The organism is Ruegeria sp. BC2, assembly GCF_056539245.1.
The window spans coordinates 63,434-84,397 of record NZ_JBQFUQ010000002.1 but is presented as its reverse complement, the minus strand read 5'-3'; the positions used below and the strand labels follow the sequence as shown (position 1 = coordinate 84,397).

18 protein-coding genes are annotated in these 20,964 nt (G+C 62.7%); 9 read left to right on the top strand and 9 right to left on the bottom strand.

The window, feature by feature from the left end:
• Positions 1 to 32 precede the first annotated feature (32 nt).
• Positions 33 to 2,486 (top strand): GcvT family protein, encoded by a 2,454-nt coding sequence (locus tag ACR0CU_RS10690; protein WP_170447737.1) that lies wholly within the window; start codon positions 33 to 35, stop codon positions 2,484 to 2,486.
• Between the two features lie 245 nt (positions 2,487 to 2,731).
• The gene (gene rarD, locus ACR0CU_RS10685; RefSeq protein WP_170360854.1) at positions 2,732 to 3,637 is read left to right on the top strand and encodes an EamA family transporter RarD; all 906 of its coding nucleotides are present in this window, start codon (positions 2,732 to 2,734) and stop codon (positions 3,635 to 3,637) included.
• Here the strand turns inward: rarD and ACR0CU_RS10680 are convergent.
• Both ACR0CU_RS10680 and ACR0CU_RS10675 read right to left on the bottom strand, forming a co-directional pair.
• A complete protein-coding gene (locus tag ACR0CU_RS10680) occupies positions 3,628 to 4,335 on the bottom strand; it encodes an SGNH/GDSL hydrolase family protein (RefSeq protein WP_367647590.1) in 708 nt (235 codons plus the stop codon). The two genes, rarD and ACR0CU_RS10680, sit on opposite strands and share 10 nt — an antisense overlap.
• A 7-nt stretch (positions 4,336 to 4,342) precedes the next feature.
• Positions 4,343 to 4,753: a nuclear transport factor 2 family protein gene (locus tag ACR0CU_RS10675; RefSeq protein WP_170360856.1), complete on the bottom strand. Its 411-nt coding sequence runs from the start codon at positions 4,751 to 4,753 to the stop codon at positions 4,343 to 4,345.
• A 94-nt stretch (positions 4,754 to 4,847) separates the two neighbouring features.
• Here ACR0CU_RS10675 and ACR0CU_RS10670 point away from each other — a divergent pair, with 94 nt between their 5' ends.
• From ACR0CU_RS10670 to ACR0CU_RS10655, 4 genes are all read left to right on the top strand, one after another.
• The gene (locus ACR0CU_RS10670) at positions 4,848 to 5,495 is read left to right on the top strand and encodes an RluA family pseudouridine synthase (protein WP_170447739.1); all 648 of its coding nucleotides are present in this window, start codon (positions 4,848 to 4,850) and stop codon (positions 5,493 to 5,495) included.
• 129 nt (positions 5,496 to 5,624) lie between these two features.
• The gene (locus ACR0CU_RS10665) at positions 5,625 to 6,296 is read left to right on the top strand and encodes a YiaD family glycine zipper/OmpA-like lipoprotein (protein WP_170341353.1); all 672 of its coding nucleotides are present in this window, start codon (positions 5,625 to 5,627) and stop codon (positions 6,294 to 6,296) included.
• Positions 6,297 to 6,432: 136 nt separating this feature from the next.
• Positions 6,433 to 6,975 (top strand): NADPH-dependent FMN reductase, encoded by a 543-nt coding sequence (locus ACR0CU_RS10660; protein ID WP_170439715.1) that lies wholly within the window; start codon positions 6,433 to 6,435, stop codon positions 6,973 to 6,975.
• Between the two features lie 38 nt (positions 6,976 to 7,013).
• Entirely contained in the window at positions 7,014 to 7,826 is an 813-nt protein-coding gene (locus tag ACR0CU_RS10655) for an HTD2 family dehydratase (protein WP_170447741.1), read from the top strand.
• On the opposite strand, the gene ACR0CU_RS10650 is transcribed toward ACR0CU_RS10655, so the two are convergent.
• On the bottom strand, positions 7,818 to 8,852 hold the full coding sequence (locus tag ACR0CU_RS10650) for an NAD(P)/FAD-dependent oxidoreductase (RefSeq protein WP_170447743.1): 1,035 nt from the start codon (positions 8,850 to 8,852) through the stop codon (positions 7,818 to 7,820). The two genes, ACR0CU_RS10655 and ACR0CU_RS10650, sit on opposite strands and share 9 nt — an antisense overlap.
• 55 nt (positions 8,853 to 8,907) lie before the next feature.
• Between ACR0CU_RS10650 and mnmC2 the strand changes: the two genes are divergently transcribed.
• Positions 8,908 to 9,573 carry a tRNA (5-methylaminomethyl-2-thiouridine)(34)-methyltransferase MnmC2 gene (gene mnmC2 / locus ACR0CU_RS10645; protein WP_170447745.1) on the top strand — a complete coding sequence of 222 codons (666 nt, stop codon included), beginning with the start codon at positions 8,908 to 8,910 and terminating at the stop codon, positions 9,571 to 9,573.
• Positions 9,570 to 10,439, top strand: coding sequence for a DMT family transporter (locus ACR0CU_RS10640; protein ID WP_170447747.1), 870 nt, complete (start codon positions 9,570 to 9,572; stop codon positions 10,437 to 10,439). The genes mnmC2 and ACR0CU_RS10640 overlap by 4 nt, the downstream gene beginning before the upstream one ends.
• On the opposite strand, the gene ACR0CU_RS10635 is transcribed toward ACR0CU_RS10640, so the two are convergent.
• Complete coding sequence (locus ACR0CU_RS10635) at positions 10,413 to 12,386, bottom strand: lytic transglycosylase domain-containing protein (protein ID WP_170447749.1); 1,974 nt, start codon at positions 12,384 to 12,386, stop codon at positions 10,413 to 10,415. The genes ACR0CU_RS10640 and ACR0CU_RS10635 overlap by 27 nt on opposite strands.
• Positions 12,387 to 12,519: 133 nt before the next feature.
• Between ACR0CU_RS10635 and dapA the strand changes: the two genes are divergently transcribed.
• Positions 12,520 to 13,392, top strand: a complete 873-nt coding sequence (gene dapA, locus ACR0CU_RS10630) for a 4-hydroxy-tetrahydrodipicolinate synthase (protein ID WP_170447751.1) — start codon at positions 12,520 to 12,522, stop codon at positions 13,390 to 13,392.
• 74 nt (positions 13,393 to 13,466) lie between these two features.
• Here dapA and ACR0CU_RS10625 read toward each other — a convergent pair whose 3' ends face one another.
• From ACR0CU_RS10625 to xsc, 5 genes are all read right to left on the bottom strand, one after another.
• Complete coding sequence (locus ACR0CU_RS10625) at positions 13,467 to 14,339, bottom strand: dimethyl sulfoxide reductase anchor subunit family protein (RefSeq protein WP_170439708.1); 873 nt, start codon at positions 14,337 to 14,339, stop codon at positions 13,467 to 13,469.
• Between the two features lies 1 nt (position 14,340).
• Complete coding sequence (locus ACR0CU_RS10620; RefSeq protein WP_170420047.1) at positions 14,341 to 15,090, bottom strand: 4Fe-4S dicluster domain-containing protein; 750 nt, start codon at positions 15,088 to 15,090, stop codon at positions 14,341 to 14,343.
• A 112-nt stretch (positions 15,091 to 15,202) separates the two neighbouring features.
• The gene (locus ACR0CU_RS10615; protein ID WP_480643010.1) at positions 15,203 to 18,022 is read right to left on the bottom strand and encodes a molybdopterin oxidoreductase family protein; all 2,820 of its coding nucleotides are present in this window, start codon (positions 18,020 to 18,022) and stop codon (positions 15,203 to 15,205) included.
• A 90-nt stretch (positions 18,023 to 18,112) separates the two neighbouring features.
• Positions 18,113 to 19,120: a phosphate acetyltransferase gene (gene pta, locus ACR0CU_RS10610; RefSeq protein WP_170370017.1), complete on the bottom strand. Its 1,008-nt coding sequence runs from the start codon at positions 19,118 to 19,120 to the stop codon at positions 18,113 to 18,115.
• Between the two features lie 21 nt (positions 19,121 to 19,141).
• On the bottom strand, positions 19,142 to 20,917 hold the full coding sequence (gene xsc / locus ACR0CU_RS10605) for a sulfoacetaldehyde acetyltransferase (protein ID WP_170447755.1): 1,776 nt from the start codon (positions 20,915 to 20,917) through the stop codon (positions 19,142 to 19,144).
• Between the last annotated feature and the right edge of the window lie 47 nt (positions 20,918 to 20,964).

Below are 20,964 nucleotides of genomic sequence, written 5' to 3'. Positions count from 1 at the left end.
TCTTATGCCGACTCGAGATTGGAGACTTCGGAATGGTTGATCTTCCCAGCAAGGCCCGCGTGGTGATCATCGGTGGCGGTGTGATCGGATGCTCGGTGGCCTATCACCTGACCAAGAAAGGCTGGAACGACGTTGTTCTGCTGGAGCGCAAGCAGCTGACCAGCGGCACGACATGGCACGCGGCCGGCCTGATCGCCCAACTGCGCGCCACCGCGAACATGACCAAACTGGCGAAATACAGCCAGGAACTCTATGGCGCGCTCGAGGAGGAAACCGGCGTCGGCACCGGCTTCAAACGCTGTGGCTCGATCACCGTGGCGCTGACGGATGAGCGCAAGGAAGAGATCTACCGCCAGGCCGCCATGGCCCGCGCCTTCGGGGTCGAGGTCGAGGAGATCTCGAACGAGTGGGTGGCCGAGCTTTATCCGCATCTGAATCTGGATGGGGTCAAGGGCGCCGTCTATCTGCCGCTGGACGGCCAGGGCGACCCGGCCAATATCGCGCTGGCGCTGGCCAAGGGTGCCCGTCAGCGCGGCGCCGTCGTCAAGGAACGGGTCAAGGTCACCGAGATCGCAAAGCAGGGCCGCAAAGTTACCGGCGTCGACTGGGTGGCGGATGATGGCAGCGCCTCGGGCCATATCGAGTGTGACATGGTGGTCAACTGCGCCGGCATGTGGGGGCATCAGGTGGGGCGCATGGCGGGCGTGAACGTTCCGCTGCATGCCTGCGAGCATTTCTACATAGTGACAGAGGGCATCGACGGCCTGACCCAGCTTCCGGTTCTGCGGGTGCCGGACGAATGCGCCTATTACAAGGAGGACGCCGGGAAAATCCTGCTGGGCGCCTTCGAGCCCAACGCCAAGCCCTGGGCGATGTACGGCATCCCCGACAGTTTCGAGTTCGACCAACTGCCCGAGGATTTCGACCATTTCGAACCGATCCTCGAGGCCGCCTGCAACCGCATGCCGATGTTGGCGGAGGCGGGCATCCATACCTTCTTCAACGGGCCGGAATCCTTCACTCCCGACGACGCCTATCACCTTGGCCTTGCGCCCGAGATGGACAATGTCTGGGTCGCCGCCGGGTTCAACTCGATCGGGATCCAGTCTGCGGGCGGCGCGGGAATGGCGCTGGCGGAATGGATGGACTCGGGTGAAAAACCCTTTGACCTGGGCGACGTGGACATCAGCCGGATGCAGCCATTCCAGGGCAACAAGCAGTATCTATTCGAGCGGTCCAAGGAAACGCTGGGCCTGCTCTATGCCGACCACTACCCCTATCGGCAAAAGGCCACGGCGCGCGGCGTGCGCCGGACGCCGTTCCACCACCACCTGAAAGAAAACGGGGCCGTCTTTGGCGAGCTGGCCGGCTGGGAGCGCGCGAACTGGTTTGCCAATGAGGGGCAGGAACGCGAATACCGCTACAGCTGGAAGCGCCAGAACTGGTTCGAGAACTCGGCCGCCGAACACCGCGCAGTGCGCGAGAACGTGGGCATGTATGACATGTCCTCGTTCGGAAAAATTCGGGTCGAAGGCCCCGATGCCCAGGCTTTCATGAACTATATCGGTGGCGGCGACTACGCGGTTCCAAACGGCAAAATCGTCTACACCCAATTCTTGAACCGGCATGGCGGGATCGAGGCAGACGTGACCGTGACCCGCCTTTCCGAGACCGCCTATCTGGTCGTGACCCCGGCGGCGACGCGACTGGCCGACCAGACGTGGATGATGCGTCATTCGGGCAATTTCAATGTGGTCATCACCGATGTCACGGCCGGCGAAGGCGTTCTGGCGGTGATGGGCCCCAACGCGCGGACCTTGCTTGAAAAAGTTTCGCCCAACGACTTCTCGAACGCGGCAAACCCATTCGGCACCGCACAGGAAATCGAGATCGGAATGGGCCTAGCACGCGTTCACCGCGTGACCTATGTGGGCGAACTTGGGTGGGAGGTCTATGTGTCGTCGGATATGGCCGGGCACGTTTTCGAAACGCTGCACGAGGCTGGGCAGGACATGGGCCTGAAGCTGTGCGGCATGCACATGATGGACAGCTGCCGGATCGAAAAGGGCTTCCGTCACTTCGGCCATGACATCACCTGCGAAGATCACGTTGTGGACGCCGGTCTCGGCTTTGCCGTCAAGGTGGACAAGGGATGTGATTTCATTGGCCGAGATGCGGTGATTGCCCGCAAGGACAGCGGCCCCCACAGCCGGCTGGTGCAATTCAAGCTGACCGACCCTGAACCTCTGCTGTTCCACAACGAACCGATTATCCGAGATGGCGAATATGTGGGCTACATCAGCTCAGGAAACTATGGCCACACTTTGGGTGGCGCGATCGGCATGGGTTATGTCCCCTGCAAGGGCGAAAGCGCGGCCGACGTGCTGTCCTCGACATACGAGATTGACGTCTGCGGAGTAAAGGTCCGCGCCGAGGCGTCGCTCAAACCCATGTACGATCCGAAATCCGAACGTGTGAAGGTCTGATGGCGGGTTGGGGGCGTTGCTCCTATGCAATTGCATAGGGCCGGACGGAGGTTCTTGACGAGGCCTCTGTCTGGCCAAGACTTTACCGGAAAACCAAGCATAGCCGAACATGGTTCTGCCGGTCGCACACCGGACGATAGGGCCGCCGACCCATCACAATTCGTTATGGGCGTCTTCAAGCTTTTCTGAGTTTCAATGGCAAAGGACTTTGCCTAAAGACGGGGGGTATCAGCTGGAGACCATTCATGGCCGAGCGCCCGACCCAAGCCCAGAACACGGATTCGCCAAAAGGCCTTGCGCTGGCTGTTACGGCGTATGTCCTTTGGGGTTTTCTGCCGCTCTACATGAAGGCAATGGCGCATATCGGTCCCGTCGAAATCGTGGCGCATCGCATCATCTGGTCGGTGCCGGTGGCCGGGCTGTTGCTGGTCGCGCTGGGGCGAACCGGTGATCTGAAGGCGGCGCTGCGCGATCCGCGCATGTTGGGAATGGCATGCCTGACGGCGGCCCTGATTTCAGTGAACTGGGCTATCTACGTCTGGGCGATCGCCAGTGGCAACGCTCTGGACGCGGCGCTGGGGTATTATATCAACCCGCTGTTCAGCATAGCGCTGGGAGCGATCCTGCTGCGCGAGTCCCTGACCCGAACACAGTTGATTGCCGTGGGGCTTGCCGCCTTGGGCGTTCTGGTTCTGGTGGTCGAGGCCGGCCGTCTGCCATGGGCGGCGCTGGGGTTGATGGTCAGCTGGGGATTTTACGCGTTCTTCAAGCGCTCGTTGCCCATCGGACCAAACCAGGGATTCCTGCTTGAGGTTCTGATTTTGCTGGTTCCCGCGCTGGCTTATGTGACCTGGTTGGGCGCGGAGGGTACCGGACATTTTGGAGGCGCCGCAACAGATACCATGCTGTTGGCCGGGGCAGGTATCGTGACCGCCGTTCCGCTTCTGGTCTATGCCAACGGGGCCAAGCTGGTGCGGCTTTCGACCATGGGTATCCTGCAGTACATCGCGCCGACCATGATATTTATCACGGCGATCACGCTGTTTGGTGAGCAGATCGACCGCGGGCGCATGATTGCCTTTCCGTTGATCTGGGCCGCACTGGTAGTCTATTCAGTGCCCATGATCCGTCAGGTGCGCGGTCAGACCTGATCGAGGATCATTCGCGCGGCCTGCTCTGCCCAAAGCCGATAGGCTTTGGGGCTTGGGTGATAGCCGTCCACAGCCGCCAGGGCCGGATCGTCGGGCAGGTGCAGCGCCAGATGCCGGGCCTTGGGGAAGCTCGCGATCACCTCTCTCAGCCCTTCGTCAAGGCGCGCGGATTGGCGTCCCAAAATCCATGCCAAGGGCTGTGGTAGCGCCGGGAACCGATCCATCTGCGGGACGCCCGTCACGATCACAGTCCGCACGCCCAGATCGACGGAAAGCAAGCGCATCAACTCGGCCTGTTGACGTTTGAACCGGTTGCAGGTCACGGCTCGGGTGACGTCGTTGACGCCCAAGGCCGTAACAGCCGCGTCAAACTGGCCTTCGATCCTGCGCAGGTCTTCGATCGCGTTACTGGTCGTGTGGCCGGTCGTTGCGACAAGGCGCCACTCAACGCTGAACTGGCGGCTGAGCAGTTTCACCAACTGGCCCGACAGCGCCTGTTCCTGAGTGCCTGCCCCAACGCCTGCGGCTGAACTGTCGCCGGCGATCAGCAGGCGCAGTCTCGGCCCGCGGCCTTGCCGGCCCTCACGCGCACCGGAAGGTTCGGGCAGCTGCACGGCCCTTCGTCGCACCAGCAGAGCCTGTGCCGCCAGCACCGGCAGCAGCGGAACTCTCAGAAGCTGATCGGCGGCAATGGGCACGGGTGGCTCAGCTCAAAGCGTTCCGAAATTCCAGGAACCGGGGGTCTTTCATGACGCGCGCCATCATGGCCTCGCGCAGGGCGCCAACGGTCTTGTAGGGACGCATGGCGACTTCGAATGTCTGAATCAACCCGTCATCGTTGAGCTTGATCAGGTCAACGCCAACAGCGTCCAGTTCACCCACCTTGCATTGAAACTCCAATGCCCAGTCTTTGCCATCGCCCATGATCCGGCGGTAGCGAAACTCGGAAAAAACCTGTCCAACATGACCCAATACCGCCGCCACCGGGGCGCGGCCTGTCCAGGTGCTGTAGTAGGTCGGCGGAAGGAACTGCACGTCTTCGGCCAGCAATTCATGGATCAGGCTCTCGTCGCCCTTGGCGACCACTTCCTGCATTCGTTCGATCGTCGGGTGCATGTCATCTCCTCTGCCTGGCGCGAGAGTTGCCGAGAAGCCTTCTCATCGCAAGGACGACGTTGCGAGAGGCGGCGCCCTGCGATAGGCAGCGCGCATGAGCGATACCTATGATCCCCCTAAAACGCCGCTGGACGTGCTGCACGAGGATGCGCAGGTGATCGTGGTGAACAAGCCGGCGGGCCTGCTGTCGGTGCCCGGCCGTGGAGAGCACCTGGCCGATTGTCTGCTGGTCCGTGTGCAGGCCGCATTCCCGCAGGCCTTGCTGGTCCACCGGTTGGACCGCGACACCTCAGGCGTCATGATCTTTGCCCAGACACCGCACGCCCAACGATATCTGGGACAGCAATTCGAAAACCGGCAGACACGAAAAACCTACGTCGCCCGTGTGTGGGGCCGGGTGGAACCAAAGACCGGCACGGTAGACTTGCCGTTGATCGTGGATTGGCCCAACAGGCCGCGCCAGATGGTGTGCCACGAGACCGGAAAGCCGGCCGTCACGGATTGGCGGGTCGTCCGGTACGACGGGGACACCACCCGCGTTCGCCTGTTTCCAAAAACCGGTCGCTCGCACCAGTTGCGGGTCCATATGCAGGCACTGGGCCATCCGATCCTGGGCGACCCGTTCTATGCCGAAGGACCGGCGCGCGATTTCCCCAGGCTGATGCTTCATTCCGAGGAATTGCGCGTCAAACACCCCGAGGATGGCATATCGATGAAATTTCGCGCTCTGCCGGATTTCTGAGCGCCTTCGGGGCGGCGGGTATTCGCCGATCTCACGTTTTTGTCGCTTGAGCCTGTTTGTGTCAGGCGTGCTATAATCACGTCAAACACGTAACCCGGAAAAACGGGTGCAGGAGCAGAAGGTGAACCCATGAAAATTTCCAGATTCTTGCTGCCGGTCGGGCTGAGCGCCGCATTTGTGCTGGGGGCTTGTACCGACCCCGGTACATTGCGGGTTCAGGACGACCCGAACCAGAACGCCAAGCAGGGAGCGTTGTTGGGCGGTCTGATTGGCGCCGGAGTTGGTGCCATCGCCAATGACTCGAACCCTGGGCTGGGTGCCGTTGCCGGTGCGGCCATCGGTGCTGCCGGCGGCGGGTTGATCGGCAACCAGTTGGACCGGCAGGCAGCCGAACTGCGTCAGCAACTGGCCAATGACGGTATCACGATCGTCAACGCCGGAGACCGGCTGATCGTCACGGTTCCGAATGACATCACCTTCGACACCGACAGCGCCACGGTCCGGCCTGCGCTGAGAGCGGATCTGGTCCGCGTGGGGCAAAACCTGGTGAACTATCCCAACTCGAACGTACAGATCATCGGGCACACCGACAGCGATGGTGAAGCCGGCTACAATCAGATCCTGTCTGAACGCCGCGCCAACGCGGTGGCGGATGTTCTGCAGGCCAATGGCGTCAGCTATGCGCGTATCGCCACGATCGGCCGCGGAGAAAACCAACCGATCGCCTCGAACCTGACGCCCGAGGGCAAGGCGCAGAACCGCCGGGTCGAGATCGTGATCGTGCCAAGCGGCAACGCCTGAGCCGATCAACTGCCAACCGCCGGGGGCCGCCGCGAGCGGCCCCTTTCTTTTTGCACATTGACTGCGCGTCAGGCGGGCTATGGTTTGCGGTCGGGATGACTAAACTGCAGCCGAAACACATGACGGAGATATCCTGATGTCCGAACCGATCCTTCTGGGCCTGTCCGGCTCGTTGCGGCAGAACGCCACCAATCGACGCCTAATCCGCGAAGCGGCGCGCCTGTTCGGCGCGGGAACGTTCATCGAAGCTGATCTGAACCTGCCGCTCTATGATGGAGATGCTGAGGAGGCCGAGGGGGTCCCGGCCGAAGTTCAGATCCTGGCGGACCAGATCGCCGGTTCCCATGCGGTGGTCATTTCCACTCCGGAATACAACAAGGGGCCGTCAGGCGTTCTGAAGAACGCGCTGGACTGGGTCAGCCGGACCAAGGGCAATCCCTGGGCCGACAAACCGGTTGCGGTGATGTCAGCAGCGGCGGGCCGGGCCGGAGGCGAACGGGCGCAGATGATCCTGCGGTCGTTCATGGTGCCATTTCAGCCGCGTATCCTTCAGGGCCCCGAAATTCATCTGGCCGACAGCTCGAACGAGTTCGACGATTCAGGTCGGTTGCGCAGCGACCGGTACGAACGGACGCTGGGCCAGTTGATGGAGAAGCTGCGGGCCGAAGCAGGTTTCTGAGCCTTGTCGGGCTGGCCGAGCCTGCTTAGGGTGCGGCCATGACGGATCAAGTTTCCTCGGAAATTCAACATGACGTGATGGACCCTGCCCGGGCGGCGGCGTTTCAGGTGGCGTTGGGGCAGGCACCTTCGATCGGCATGGGCACGTCGCTGCCACTTTTTTTTCACCAGTTGTATTTCTGGTCACCGCGCCCGCCCGAGGGCTTGGGGCGCGACGGCCATCCCGCGGTGGGCGGAGGGCTGGTCCCCGACTTCGGTCTTCCGCGTCGGATGTGGGCCGGTGGTCGACTGCGGTTCGCCGCTCCGCTGATCGCTGGCACACCGGCCGAACGCCGCTCGACCTTGAGCAATGTAAGCACCAAGACCGGACGGACTGGGCCCTTGGGGTTTGTGACCCTCAAGCACGAAATCTGGCAGGACGACACGCTGTGCCTGACCGAATGGCAGGACCTTGTCTATCGCGAGGATCCGTCGGCCGATGCACCAAAATCAGCGGCCCCGGTTGCCCGGACGGACGAAACAGACCTGCGCCAGGTCGCGTTCGACACCACGCTGCTGTTTCGGTACTCGGCGCTGACATTCAATGGCCACCGCATCCACTATGACCTTGACTATGCCCGCGATGTCGAAGGCTATGCCGGGCTGGTGGTTCATGGACCGCTTCTGGCGCAGCATCTGATGCTGCTCGCCACTGATCTCATGGGGCCGCTGGCCGAGTTTTCCTTTCGCGCGTCCTCTCCGCTGATGCATCTCGAGGCTGCCACGCTGTGCCGAAACGGGAACGATTTTTGGGTCCGCGGTCCTGACGGTCGGCAGTGCATGCAGGCCGTGGCCCTTCCACGGTCACAGTGACGCCTCGGGGCGGAAGCCTTCGGGGATCGAATCCTGTCCGTCCAGTACAAGGTCTGCCATGATCTCGGCCACCTTTGGGGCCATGCCGAACCCGATCTTGAAGCCGCCATTGGCAATGAACTGGCCCTTGTGCAGCGGGTGTGCGCCCAGCATCGGCGCTCGGCTCTTGCTGCGGGGGCGGACTCCGGCCCAACGCTCGATCACTTCCGCGCCGTGTAGAACGGGAACCGCCTGCAACGCGCGCTGGATCACATCGTCAAGCGCAGCATCGGTGCCGGTCGGGTCGTCATAGTCCCGCTCGGACGTCGAGCCGATGGCCAGTGTCCCGTCGGCGTGGGGCACGAAATGGATCGACTCCGCAAACAGCTGCGGCACTTGGCCCGCGTCGAACCGCAGCAGTGCCGCCTGTCCCTTGACCCCGTTTCCGACCACCTTGCCGAAAGCATCGGACAGTTCCAACAGGCCGGACACCCCGGTCGCATGAATGACTGCCCCGGTGTCCGGGGCCTCGGGCACGACCTCAACCCCCATCACGGCCAGCGCGGCCACCAGCGCGGCGCAGGCCCGGCGTGGATGCATGCGTGCACTCAACGTATCGTGGATGACGAAACCCGTTGCGCTGGGCGGGCACCATGATCCGACCGAGCGCGCCTCGACCACGGTCCATTCAGCCCGACCCTGCCAAAGGTCGCGGGCCGAGGCCGCACGCTGATGCGCCAGGTCGAGGTACTTTGGGTCGTTGATGGGCTGGATCCGCCCCAGACGCGCATAGCCGGGCGAAACGCCGCCGGTGGCCTCCACCTGTCGCCAGAACGGTTCGGCCATCAGCAGGCTTTCGAATTGGAATGCTTTCTTGTCGTTCCAGTTTTCCGGAACGTGCGGGGCAAGGGCACCCACCAGCCCGCCGCTGGACCCTGAACCCGCGCCGTAGGGATCGACGACCCGGACCCTGGCGCCACGTCGCGCACAAGTCCAGGCGATGGACAGGCCAAATATACCAGCCCCGCGGATCGTCACATCGACCATTGCCAATCCCCTTTTCCTTGTTCAGTGTCGCGCCGCTTAGCTACAGGAATTCCCGATGGCAGACCAGCGCGCCAAATTGTCGTGGAGGGATGAGACAGTCCCTGTTTCTGATCGTTTCGACGACCCCTATTTCAGCCTTCAGAACGGACTGGAGGAGACCCGTCATGTCTTTTTGCAGGGCAACGATCTGCCCGCGCGCTTTGCCCCTGGTTTTCACATCGCCGAGTTGGGGTTCGGAACCGGACTGAACATGCTGACCGCTTGGTCGGAATGGGAGAAGTCCGGGCAATCGGGTCCGCTGACGTTTACCAGTTTCGAAGCCTTTCCGATGGCCCCTGCCGATATGAAACGCGCGCTTGCGGCCTTTCCCGAGCTGGCGCCCTGGGCCGACCGGTTCCTTGACCGATGGCAGGGTGGCGGCCGTGATTTGGACACGCTGCGTCTGACCGTGATCGAAGGTGATGCCCGCCAGACCCTGCCCCTTTGGGACGGGCTCGCCGATGCCTGGTTCCTGGATGGGTTCTCGCCCGCCAAGAACCCTGAGCTGTGGCAGCCGGAACTGATGCGGCAAGTGGCGGTCCATACAGCGCCCGAAGGGACGGCTGCCACCTATACCGCAGCCGGGTTTGTGCGGCGAGGGTTGCAGGATGCCGGGTTTTCGGTATCCCGCGCGCCGGGATACGGCCGAAAACGGCACATGACGCGGGCGACCAAGGCATGACCCAGACAAACAACGTGCGGGCGGGTATTGCCCTGATGATCGCGGCCACGATCGTGTTTGCGCTGCAGGACGGCATCTCGCGCCATCTGGCAGGCACGTACAACACCTACATGGTGGTCATGCTGCGATACTGGTTCTTTGCAGCTTTCGTGATTGCCTTGGCGGCGCGTGCACCCGGTGGTCTGGCGGCCGCCGCCAGGACGCGGCAACCGGGCCTGCAGATTCTGCGCGGTCTGCTGCTTGCCGGCGAGATCTGCGTCGCCGTCTACGGCTTTACCATTCTCGGTCTGATCGAGAGCCAGGCGGTGTTCATCTGCTATCCGCTTCTGGTCGCCGCGCTCAGCGGCCCTGTGCTGGGCGAGAAGGTCGGCTGGCGGCGCTGGTCGGCCATCGGGGTCGGATGCGTTGGCGTGCTGATCATTCTGCAGCCCGGCATGGGCGTTTTCAATCCGTGGGCAGTAGTCCCCCTGATCTCGGCGTTGATGTTTGCGTTCTATGGTCTGCTGACCCGCTATGCCGCGCGTCAGGACAGCACCGCAACCAGCTTCTTCTGGACCGGGATCGTCGGAGCATTGGTCATGACCTGCATCGGCCTGTGGTTCTGGGAGCCGATGATGCCGCGGGATTGGTTCTGGATGGGGCTGCTGTGCATTACCGGCGTTCTGGGGCATTGGCTGCTGATCAAGTGCTACGAGATGGCCGAGGCCAGCGCCGTACAGCCCTTTGCCTATTTCCACCTGATGTGGAGCGCAATTCTGGGCATCACGATCTTTGACGAGACCCTGCGCCCCGCGGTGGTCGCCGGGGCGGGGCTGGTGGTGGCGGCGGGTCTGTTTACCCTATGGCGCGAACGCAGACAGGGTTGATCCGAGCAACTCCTGCGAGAAGGGGATCGGCAGCGCGGGTTTGCCCAGCCTTGCGCGGTAGACAGGCAGGCTCTCGGTCACCCGCATCACATAGTTGCGGGTCTCGTTGAAGGGGATCGTCTCGATCCAGTCGACGATATCCACCGCGCCGGTTCGCGGGTCGCCGTAGCGGTCCATCCATGATTTCGGGCGATTGGGGCCGGCATTGTAACCTGCGGCCATCATCACGACGTTGCCGTTGAATTCGGCAGCCAGCCCGGCCAGATAGTTTGCCCCCAGTTTGGCGTTGTATCGCCAATCCGAGGTCAAACGTCCCGTCTGATGACCGCTGAGAATGCCCAGTTCCTGCGCGACCAGCTTGGCGGTCGCAGGCATCACCTGCATTAGGCCGCGCGCGCCGGCACCGCTGATCACGACCGGGTCGAATTCGCTTTCGCGGCGTGCGATGGCCAGGGTCATTTCCTTGGCCATGGGCAATCCGATATCCGCAACGGGATGGACCGGGTAATACGCCGCGGGCAATACGACTCCATTCGTCGCGGCCCGTTTGGCGATCATCACCGCCAGATGCGGCTCCTTCAACTCGACCGCCAGATCACCCAGCTGGCCGGCCTGCACCGGATCCAGGCTTTCGACCAGGTGCGTCAGGAACCGTTCGCCCAATTCCGGCTCGCCAGCTCGTATCAGCAGCAGCCCCGCCTCAAGCACACTGGACTTGGCGAACTCGGCCTGTTTCCAATGGGGCGCCCGGCGCGGGTTGGCTAGGTCGCTGTCAAATGGCCGTCCGATCTGTTCTGCAGCCAACAGGCCATAGAACGAGGTCTGGTAGTCGGCGCCGATTGCATAAGCCTCGTAGGCTTTCTCGGCGTTTCCGGTTGCGGCGTAGGCCCGGCCCAACCAATACCCGCCCCGACCCATCGAGATCGGAGACTTCACAGCCCCCAGGAAGTTCTGGAAATGCCGAACGGCTGTGGCCGGGTCGTTCAGCTTGCGCAAAGCCAGGAAACCCGACAGCCACTCGAGGTCGGCATATCCATACCCCATCTCGGGTGTCATGTGGTGATTGGCGGCGATGGCATAGGCCCGGTTCGCATCACCCTGACGCATTTCCAGCCGAGCCAGCCTGCGTCGCCCTTCGGCCCACTTGTCGGGTTCCCCCAGTGCCTGCGGGCTGGTCGAGCGCGCCAGCATCAGATCAATGGCGCTGTCGTCCAGCTCTTTGCGGTCCCGCCATACGAACCGGTCAAAGGCCAGCCCCGGATCATCGGCAAGCGCCTTCGGAACGGCGGCAACCTTGCCATCCACGCCGGGTTGGCGCTTTTGCAGGGCGATCCGCGCTTCGGCCAGTTTGCGGTAGTCTTCGCTGACCAGCGGCAGCATCTGGGCCGAGCTGATCAGATGACCATCCCACAGCATTCGGTCCAGACGAGCCTCGTGATGCGGTTTCAGCAGTGACCCGAAGTTCTGAACGTAGTCCTGCTGCAAGCCCGAGCCCATCGGCATCGTCCGCCAGGCAGTGACGATATCCGCCTCGGCCTCACCGGTTCGGCCTTTGGCCTTCAGTGCCACGGCATAGTTCAGAGCTCCTTCGGCAGTCTGTGGCGGGTTGTCCTTGTAGAACTTCAGCACCCGGTCCGGGTCCGCGCCGGTAAAGGACGGCTCGCTTTTGCGGCGCAGCCAGGCAAGGCCCGGCCAATCGGGCCGCCGGTCCAGAAAGACCAGAACATCGCCAGAGCTGCCGAACCCTTGGCGCAGCCAGTGCCACACGATGATGTCGCGCGCGACCGAGCCGCGGGTGCCGGCCACGCGCAAGGCGGCGTTCCAGTCGCCTTTGCGCAATTCGGACATTGCGGCCCGAAGATCGGACACCGCATCGGCCCGCACGGCCTGAGTTTGAAGCGTCAAAGCTAGAATCATCGTCGCGATCAGCGACAGAATCCGTGTCATCCCTTGCATTTCCCGACCAACCGAGGATACAGCCATTCAGGATAAACCTTGCGCCGCCGGGATCAACTCAAGAAACCTAAATTCGTGTCGGCCCGCGACGCACATCACACGATTGAACCTCAAGGAGCGTTCCATGTTCAAAGGCTCGATGCCAGCTCTCGTCACCCCGTTCCGCAACGGCGAGTTGGACCTGGATACGCTCAAACAATTGGTGGAATGGCAGATTGCCGAAGGGTCGACCGGTCTGGTGCCCGTCGGCACGACCGGCGAAAGCCCGACGCTGAGCCACGAGGAACACGAAACCGTAGTGGCCGAGGTGGTCAAGGCCGCCGCGGGGCGCGTGCCGGTCATCGCCGGGGCCGGGTCGAACAATACGGTCGAAGCCATCCGGTTCGTGCGATTCGCACAGAAAGTGGGTGCGGATGCGGCATTGGTCGTCACGCCCTACTACAACAAGCCGACTCAGAAAGGCCTGTTGTCCCATTTTCGGGCGCTGCATGACTGTGCGGATATTCCGATCATCATCTACAACATCCCGGGCCGCTCGGTCATCGACATGAACCCGGACACCATGGGTGCGCTGGCGCAACTGCCTCGGATCATCGGTGTCAAGGACGCCACGGGCGATCTTGCCCGCGTCAGCCAGCAGCGCGCTGCCTGCGGCAAAGACTTCTGCCAGCTTTCTGGTGAGGACGCGACGGCCCTGGGTTTCAACGCCCATGGTGGCGTTGGCTGTATCTCGGTCACCGCGAACGTGGCCCCCAAGCTGTGCGCCGAGTTCCAGCAGGCGACCCTGTCGGGCGACTATGCGACGGCGCTGGAGTATCAGGATCGGTTGATGCCGCTGCACGAGGCCATATTCATCGAACCGGGCCTGGTGGGTGCGAAATACGCGCTCAGCAAACTGGGACGCTGCGCCGAAGAAGTGCGGTCGCCGCTGACGACGCTGGAAGACAGCACAAAGGCCGCGATTGATGCCGCGATGGAGCATGCGGGCCTGATCTGATCAGGCGTGTTCCAAAAGAAAAAGGGCGGTGTCCGGGAGAACCGGCACCGCCCTTTGCTTGCCTGCAGAGCGACTTAGCGCTTGCCATAGTACAGCCCGACCACATGTTCGGCCTGGGCAAAGAACAGCCAGCGAGAAGTCGCGATACCCGCCATATGAGACAGCACCGCCAGCGCTCCGACCAGGTGGTTGAACGGCAGGATCAACAGACCGACGGGAACCACGAAGGCCAAGGCAAAGGAAATGGCCCGCAGCTTGTCTGCGTGTTTGCGTCCGACAACGTGAACGAATTCGCGCAGCAGATAGTTGGTTCCTGTATGCGGCGGTTCAAACGCGCGGACAGAACCCCGGTCGCCAAGACCAGTTGCCGTACCAAGGTTGGTTCCCGAGTTGGCCAAGGCCTGATCGCCCGAACGCCAGTAAAGAATTTGAACCAGCGCGGCGATCAACAGCAGCGGGATCGCAAATGCGGTCTGCCCCGCCAGAAGCGCGCCACCGGCCACGCTGAAGCTCAGAAACATTACGGGCGTCAGTGTCAGGTTCCACCGTGGGATCGTCTTGAGTTGCGTGTAGATCATCGAGGTCGTGAATACGGTCGCCAATGAGAGCAGCGAACCGATCAGACCCAGACCGGACCAGCGTTGGTCCAGAAAGATCGCGCCGATCGCATAGAGCCCCATGACCAACAGGGCCAGAACTGCGCACCAGCCCTCGCGGCTGAGCCAGCTTGTCTTCCATTGGGTGAACGCCTTGAGCGCGCGCTCGGGGTGGCCGAGGTGAAAGGTCGAGGCCATGAGCCCGCCCACGGACAGTGCATAGGCGATGGCGAAAAACACGAAGGCCACCCAGCCCGAGACATTCGGAAAGCCGAGGCCCAGGAAAAACAGCAGGCCGAAGCCCAGCCCCGACAGAGTGGTGAACAGGATGACGGAAGGTGCGGGATGCATGTCAGAGCTTCTCCAATGCCTTGTCCAGCCAGCCAAGGAAGCCCTTCGGCTCGTCGGCGACCGGCGCCAGCAGGGGCGCCAGGATGTCGATCTGCTCTTCGACCGTATCCTTAGGGCGGGGTGGCAGGTATTTGTTGACCGGTTTGGTGCCCATTTCGGGCATCAGATCCATTCCGCCGCGCTCGACCACCAGTTGGCTGACCTCGCTGTCGGGGTCGCCCAGATCACCGAAATGGCGGGCCCCCGCGGGGCAGGTCCGCACGCAGGCGGGAACGCGGTCTTCCTCGGGCAGGTTGTCGTTGTAGATGCGATCGACGCACAGGGTGCATTTCTTCATGACCCCCTCTGCTGCGTCCAGTTCGCGCGCGCCATAGGGGCAGGCCCAGGCACACAGGCCGCAGCCGATGCAGTCGCTTTCGTTGACCAGCACGATCCCGTCCTCGACCCGCTTGTAACTGGCGCCGGTGGGGCAGACGGTGACGCAGGGCGCATCCTCGCAATGCAGGCAGGATTTCGGGAAATGGATCAGCTGGGCGGCACCTTCGGCCGGCTGCACCTCGTACGAGTGCACCCGGTTCAGGAATGTGCCCGAGGGGTCCGCGCCATAGGCGTCCTGATCGGACAGGGGGGCGCCGTAGTTCTCGGTGTTCCAGCCCTTGCAGGAGATCACGCAGGCATGACAGCCGACGCAAGTATCCAGGTCAATGACCAGGCCCATTTTTCGCTCGGTGGATTGGGGAAGTTGGGTCATGGCGTCTGCTCTTTGTCGAGGCCCGGGGCCGAAAGGGGGGCAGCCCCCTCCTGAGCCGCTCGGCTCAATTCATCCCCGGAGTATTGCGGTCCAAATGGAGTGTGGCGCTGGGTCATTTGCCAACCTTCCATGCGAGATCCTTGGGGCCGGTACCGACCGGAGATTTGATTGACGGGAATTCCGGCTGGCTTTGGGCGTCTGCCGGTGCTTCGGCTTTTTCGATCTTGACCTTGAGGTCGAACCAGGCGGCCTGTCCGGTGATCGGGTCGGAATTGGCCCAGCGAAGACCGTCGCCCTTGGGCGGCAGCAGTTCGTGGATCAGGTGGTTGAGCAGGAATCCTTTGGTTGCCTCGGGCGCGTCGGGCTGCAACGCCCATGCCCCTTTGCGTTTGCCGATGGCGTTCCATGTCCAGACGGTGTTGTCGTTCAACGCCGCCATTTCCATCACCGGCACAGTGATTTCTCCGTGCGGAGAACTGACTTTGGCCCAGTCCCCGTCCTTCAGTCCGTGTTCGCACATCAGCTTGGTGGGAACATACAGCGGGTTGCGCCCGTGCAGTTGCCGCAACCAGGCATTCTGGGTGCCCCAGCTGTGATACATCGCCATGGGGCGCTGGGTCAGGGCGTTGACGGTAAAGCCTTCGTTTCCGGTCTGGTCAGTCTCGTACCAGATCGGAAGCGGGTCCATGGTTTCCGTGATGCGGCCGCGCAGGTGGTCGGGGGGCTGGCGGTCACCATGGCCTTCGGCGGCCAGCTGGAACTTGCGCATCGGTTCGGAATAGAGCTGGAACAGGTAGGGTTGCGGGCTGTCATACAGGCCCATTCCCACTGCCCAGTCCTGATAGGCGGCGTTCCAGGGTTTGTAGAACAGGGCCTCGTCCGGGATGTGTTCCAGGTAGAAGCCGCCATTCTCGATATAGCGGTCCAGTTGGTTCGGGTTCACGTCGCCTCGACCCACCTGCGAGCCATCTGCGCCGCGGAATCCAGCCAGTGGGCCGATGCCTGGCTTGCGCTGATGGTTGGCCATGTAGTCGGCATAGTCCGTGTATTTGGCCGAGCCGTCCTCATCGGTGAAACCCGGCAGACCCAGCTTGTTGGCCAGCTGGATCAGCACCGTCTGAAATCCGCGCACGTCGCGATCGGGTTCGATCACCGGCCAGCGGATCGCATCTGCGGCGCCGTCGGCCTCGCAGATCGGGCGGTCGAGGAGCGAGATGCAGTCATGCCGCTCCAGATAGGTGGTGTCGGGCAGGATCAGGTCGGCATAGGCCACCATTTCCGAGGAATAGGCATCGGAGTAGATGATCCGCGGAATCACGTAGTCTCCGTTGTCATCCTTGTCCGTCAGCATCTCGATCACGCCCTTAGTGTTCATGGTCGAGTTCCAGGACATGTTGGCCATGTACATGAACAGCGTGTCGATCTTGTAGGGATCGCCCGCGTGAGCGTTCGAGATCACCATGTGCATCAGCCCGTGGCTGGACATCGGGTTTTCCCAGGTAAAGGCCTTGTCGATGCGCGCCGGGCTGCCATCGGCCTTCAGGGCCAGATCTTCGGGGCCGCGCACGAAACCCAGATGCGGGCCGTCCAGGGGCGAGTTTGGCGTGACCTTGCAATGGGGGGTCGGGTGTGCTTCGACCGGCTTCGGATAGGGCGGCTTGAAGCGGAACCCACCCGGAACTTCGACCGTGCCAAGCAGGATCTGCAGCACGTGCAGCGCGCGGCAGGTCTGGAATCCGTTGGCATGGGCCGAAACGCCGCGCATCGCGTGCATGGCCACCGGCCGGCCGATCATCTTGCTGTGCTTTTCGCCCCGGAAGTCAGTCCATTCCTGGTCCAGCTCAAAGGCCTCGTCAAAGGCGACGCGCGCCAGTTCACCGGCGATGGCGCGGATCCGGCTGGCGGGTACGCCGCAATCCTGGGCCACCGCTTCGGGGGCGTATTCGTCGCTGAGGTATTTTTCCGCCATCACGTGGAAGACCGGGCGGTGGGTGATGCCGTCTATGTCATAGGTGGCGGTCAGGTCGGGCCGGACGCCCGGTTTGTCGAAGGCCGTCGGTTGCCCCGTTACCCGGTCGATCACCAGCGGCTTGCCGTCAGCGTCCCGCAGAAACAGGCCCTTTTCAGGGCCTTCGGCGGCATTCACCAGAACAGGGGCGTTGGTATAGCGGCTCAGGTAATCCAGGTCGATCTTGCCGGCTTTCATCAACACATGGATCAGCGACAGGATGAACAGCCCGTCGGTCCCGGGCGTGATGCCGACCCAGTCATCGGCAACTGCGTTGTAGCCGGTGCGGATCGGGTTCACCCCAATCACGCGGGCACCGCGCGCCTTGATCTTGCCGATGCCCATCTTGATCGGGTTGCTGTCATGGTCTTCGGCCACGCCGAACAGCATGAACAGCTTGGTGCGGTCCCAATCGGGCTGGCCGAATTCCCAGAACGCGCCGCCCATCGTGTAGATGCCGCCGGCCGCCATGTTGACCGAGCAGAAACCGCCATGGGCGGCATAGTTGCAGGTGCCGAAATTCTGGGCCCAGAAGCTGGTGAAGGATTGCGATTGGTCGCGGCCGGTGAAAAAGGCCAGCTTTTCGGGGTTGTCCTCGCGCAGCGGTTTGAGCCAGCCGACGGCGATGTCCAACGCTTCGTCCCAGCTGATTTCCTCGAACTCACCCGACCCGCGCGGACCCACCCGCTTGAGCGGAGCGCGCAGGCGTGACGGGGCGTTGACCTGCATGATGCCCGCGCTGCCTTTGGCGCACAGAACCCCCTTGTTCACCGGGTGGTCACGGTTGCCCTCGATGTAAGCGACCTTGCCATCCTTCATGTGGACGTTGATCCCGCACCGGCAGGCACACATGTAGCAGGTTGTCTTGCGAACCTCGTCCGAGACCTTGGGGGACGTGTCGAGGATTGGCTGCTGATGGGTCATTTGCGGATCCAGTCGTTTGCGTCGGGACGAACTTGTCACTTTCAGCCCGGATTTAGAATACTGTTCTGACGATGGCGCCAGATTTGATGGTCATGTTCCCAATGCCTGCAGCACGGTCACGGCGATCATCTGTTCGACATCCTCGGCGCTGCAGCCCCGGGACAGATCATTCGCCGGTCGGGCCAGACCCTGCAGCACCGGGCCGATCGCCATGTATCCACCGATCCTCTGGGTGATCTTGTAGCTGATGTTTCCCGCGTCCAGATTGGGAAAGATCATGACGTTGGCTTTGCCGGCCACTGTCGATCCCGGAGCCTTTTTCTGGCCGACGGGGGGGTGAAAAGCCGCGTCGAATTGCAGCTCGCCGTCGACATGCAGCTCGGGATGCTGTTCGCGCAAATGGCGCGTTGCCTCGGTAACCTTGTCGACACCGGGATGTCTTGCGCTGCCTTTGGTCGAAAAGCTCAACATCGCCAGTGAGGGCTGTTCCCGCAGGATGGCCCGGGCCGACTGGGCCGAGGCCGCCGCGATATGGGCCAGCTCCGATGCGGTCGGATCAATCACGAGCCCGCAATCGGAAAACAGCATCGCGCGCGCATCAGGTCCGCCCTGGTCCGGCGGGTACATCAGGAAAAACGAGGACACCAATCCGGCATCCGGGGCCAGGCCGATCACCTGAATCGCCGTGCGAACTACATCACCGGTCGTGTGGACAGCGCCACCGACCGTTCCCGTGACGCGCCCTGTCCGGACCAGCATGGCCGCGTAGACCAAGGGCGTTTCGGCGGCGGACCGGGCCGACACCGCATCCACGCCCTTGTGCCGGCGCAGATCGTGGTAGATGGCCGCGAACTCCTCGGTCAGCGGCGACTCGGTCGGGTCATGGATGGAGAGGTCATCGCCCGGTGCGGCGCCCTGCGCCAGCAACTCGGCTTCGATTTCTGCCCGCGGACCGACAAGGATGATGTCGGACAGCCCTGCGGACCGGGCGGCAAGCGCCCCCGCAACGATGCGGGGATCACTGCCTTCGCTCAGAGCAACGACTGGCCGGATTGCCGGAGCTTGCTGACGCAACAACTCGATGGGTGTCAGGGTCATCCGCTCCAGCTCCGTTCCCGCTCAGACCTGCTGCGGCACCATGTCGTCGGCGGAAATGCCGGCCACGGCCACAGGCTTTTTCATCGCGTCGCGGCGGAACGGTTCACCCAGTTCCTGGTTGATCAGGGCTTCGATCAGGGTGGTGATGCCATTCTTCTGGTCTTCGATGGCCTGATTCAGGGCGGCGGTCAGCTCGTCCATGGTGCGGGCGACGACACCCTTCAGGCCGCAGGCTTGGGCGATGCCGGCATAGGACACTTTGGTGTCCAGTTCGGTGCCCACGAAGTTGTCGTCGAACCACAGGGTCGAGTTGCGCTTTTCCGCGCCCCACTGGTAGTTGCGGAACACGATCTGCGTCACGGCAGGCCATTCCTCGCGGCCGATGGCGGTCAGCTCGTTCACCGCGATGCCGAAGGCGCCGTCACCGGCAAAGCCAACTACGGGCACGTCCGGGCAGCCGATCTTGGCGCCGACGATGGCGGGCAGGCCATATCCGCACGGTCCGAACAGGCCGGGGGCCAGATACTTGCGACCTTCCTCAAAGGACGGGTAGGCGTTGCCGATGGCGCAGTTGTTGCCGATGTCCGAGCTGATGATGGCTTCTTTCGGCAGCGCGGCCTGAATGGCGCGCCATGCCATGCGGGGGCTCATCCAGTCGGGCTTGGCGGCGCGGGCGCGCTCGTTCCAGGTGGTGCCCGGGTCGTCGTCCTCGTGGTCCATGCTGCTGAGTTGCTGGGCCCAACGCGACTTTTTCTCGGCAATCTTGGCCTTGCGCTCGGCGCGGCCTTCGTCTCCGGCCGTGTCGCTCAGCTGCGCCAGAATGCCATTTGCAACCTTGGCCGCGTCGCCGACGATACCGACCGAGACCTTCTTGGTCAGGCCGATCCGGTCGGGGTTGATGTCGACCTGGATGATCTTGGCGTCGGCCGGCCAGTATTCCATGCCATAGCCCGGCAGGGTCGAGAACGGGTTCAGGCGCGTGCCGAGACACAGGACCACGTCGGCTTCCTTGATCAACTCCATCGCTGCCTTGGACCCGTTGTAGCCCAGCGGGCCGGCAAACAGCGGATGGCTTCCGGGGAAGGCGTCGTTGTGCTGGTAGCCGACGCAAACCGGCGCATCCAGACGCTCGGCCAGGGCCTTGGAGGCCTCGATGCCGCCTTTGGCCAGCACCACGCCCGCTCCGTTCAGGATCACGGGATTCTTGGCGTTCGACAGCAGTTCGGCGGCCTTTGCGACAGCGGTTTCACCGCCTGCGGGACGCTCGAAATCGACGACCGCGGGCAGTTCGACGTCAATGACCTGAGTCCACATGTCACGCGGGATGTTGATCTGGGCCGGGGCGCTCGCGCGCTTGGCCTTCATGATCACGCGGTTCAGAACCTCGGTAACGCGGGATGGATCGCGGACCTCTTCCTGATACGCGACCATGTCTTCGAACAGCTTCATCTGTTCGACTTCCTGAAAGCCGCCCTGTCCGATGGTCTTGTTCGCGGCCTGCGGGGTGACCAGCAGCAGCGGTGTGTGGTTCCAGTAGGCGGTTTTGACTGCAGTGACGAAGTTGGTGATGCCGGGGCCGTTCTGTGCGATCATCATGGACATCTTGCCGGTGGCGCGGGTGTAACCGTCGGCCATCATGCCGGCGCTGCCTTCATGAGCGCAGTCCCAGAACATGATCCCGGCCTTGGGGAACAGGTCCGAGATCGGCATCATGGCCGAGCCGATGATCCCGAACGCGTGTTCGATGCCGTGCATCTGCAGAACCTTAACAAAGGCCTCTTCTGTCGTCATTTTCATTTGGACGCTCTCCAAGCAATGGTGGAAACGGTCAGGCGATACGCCTT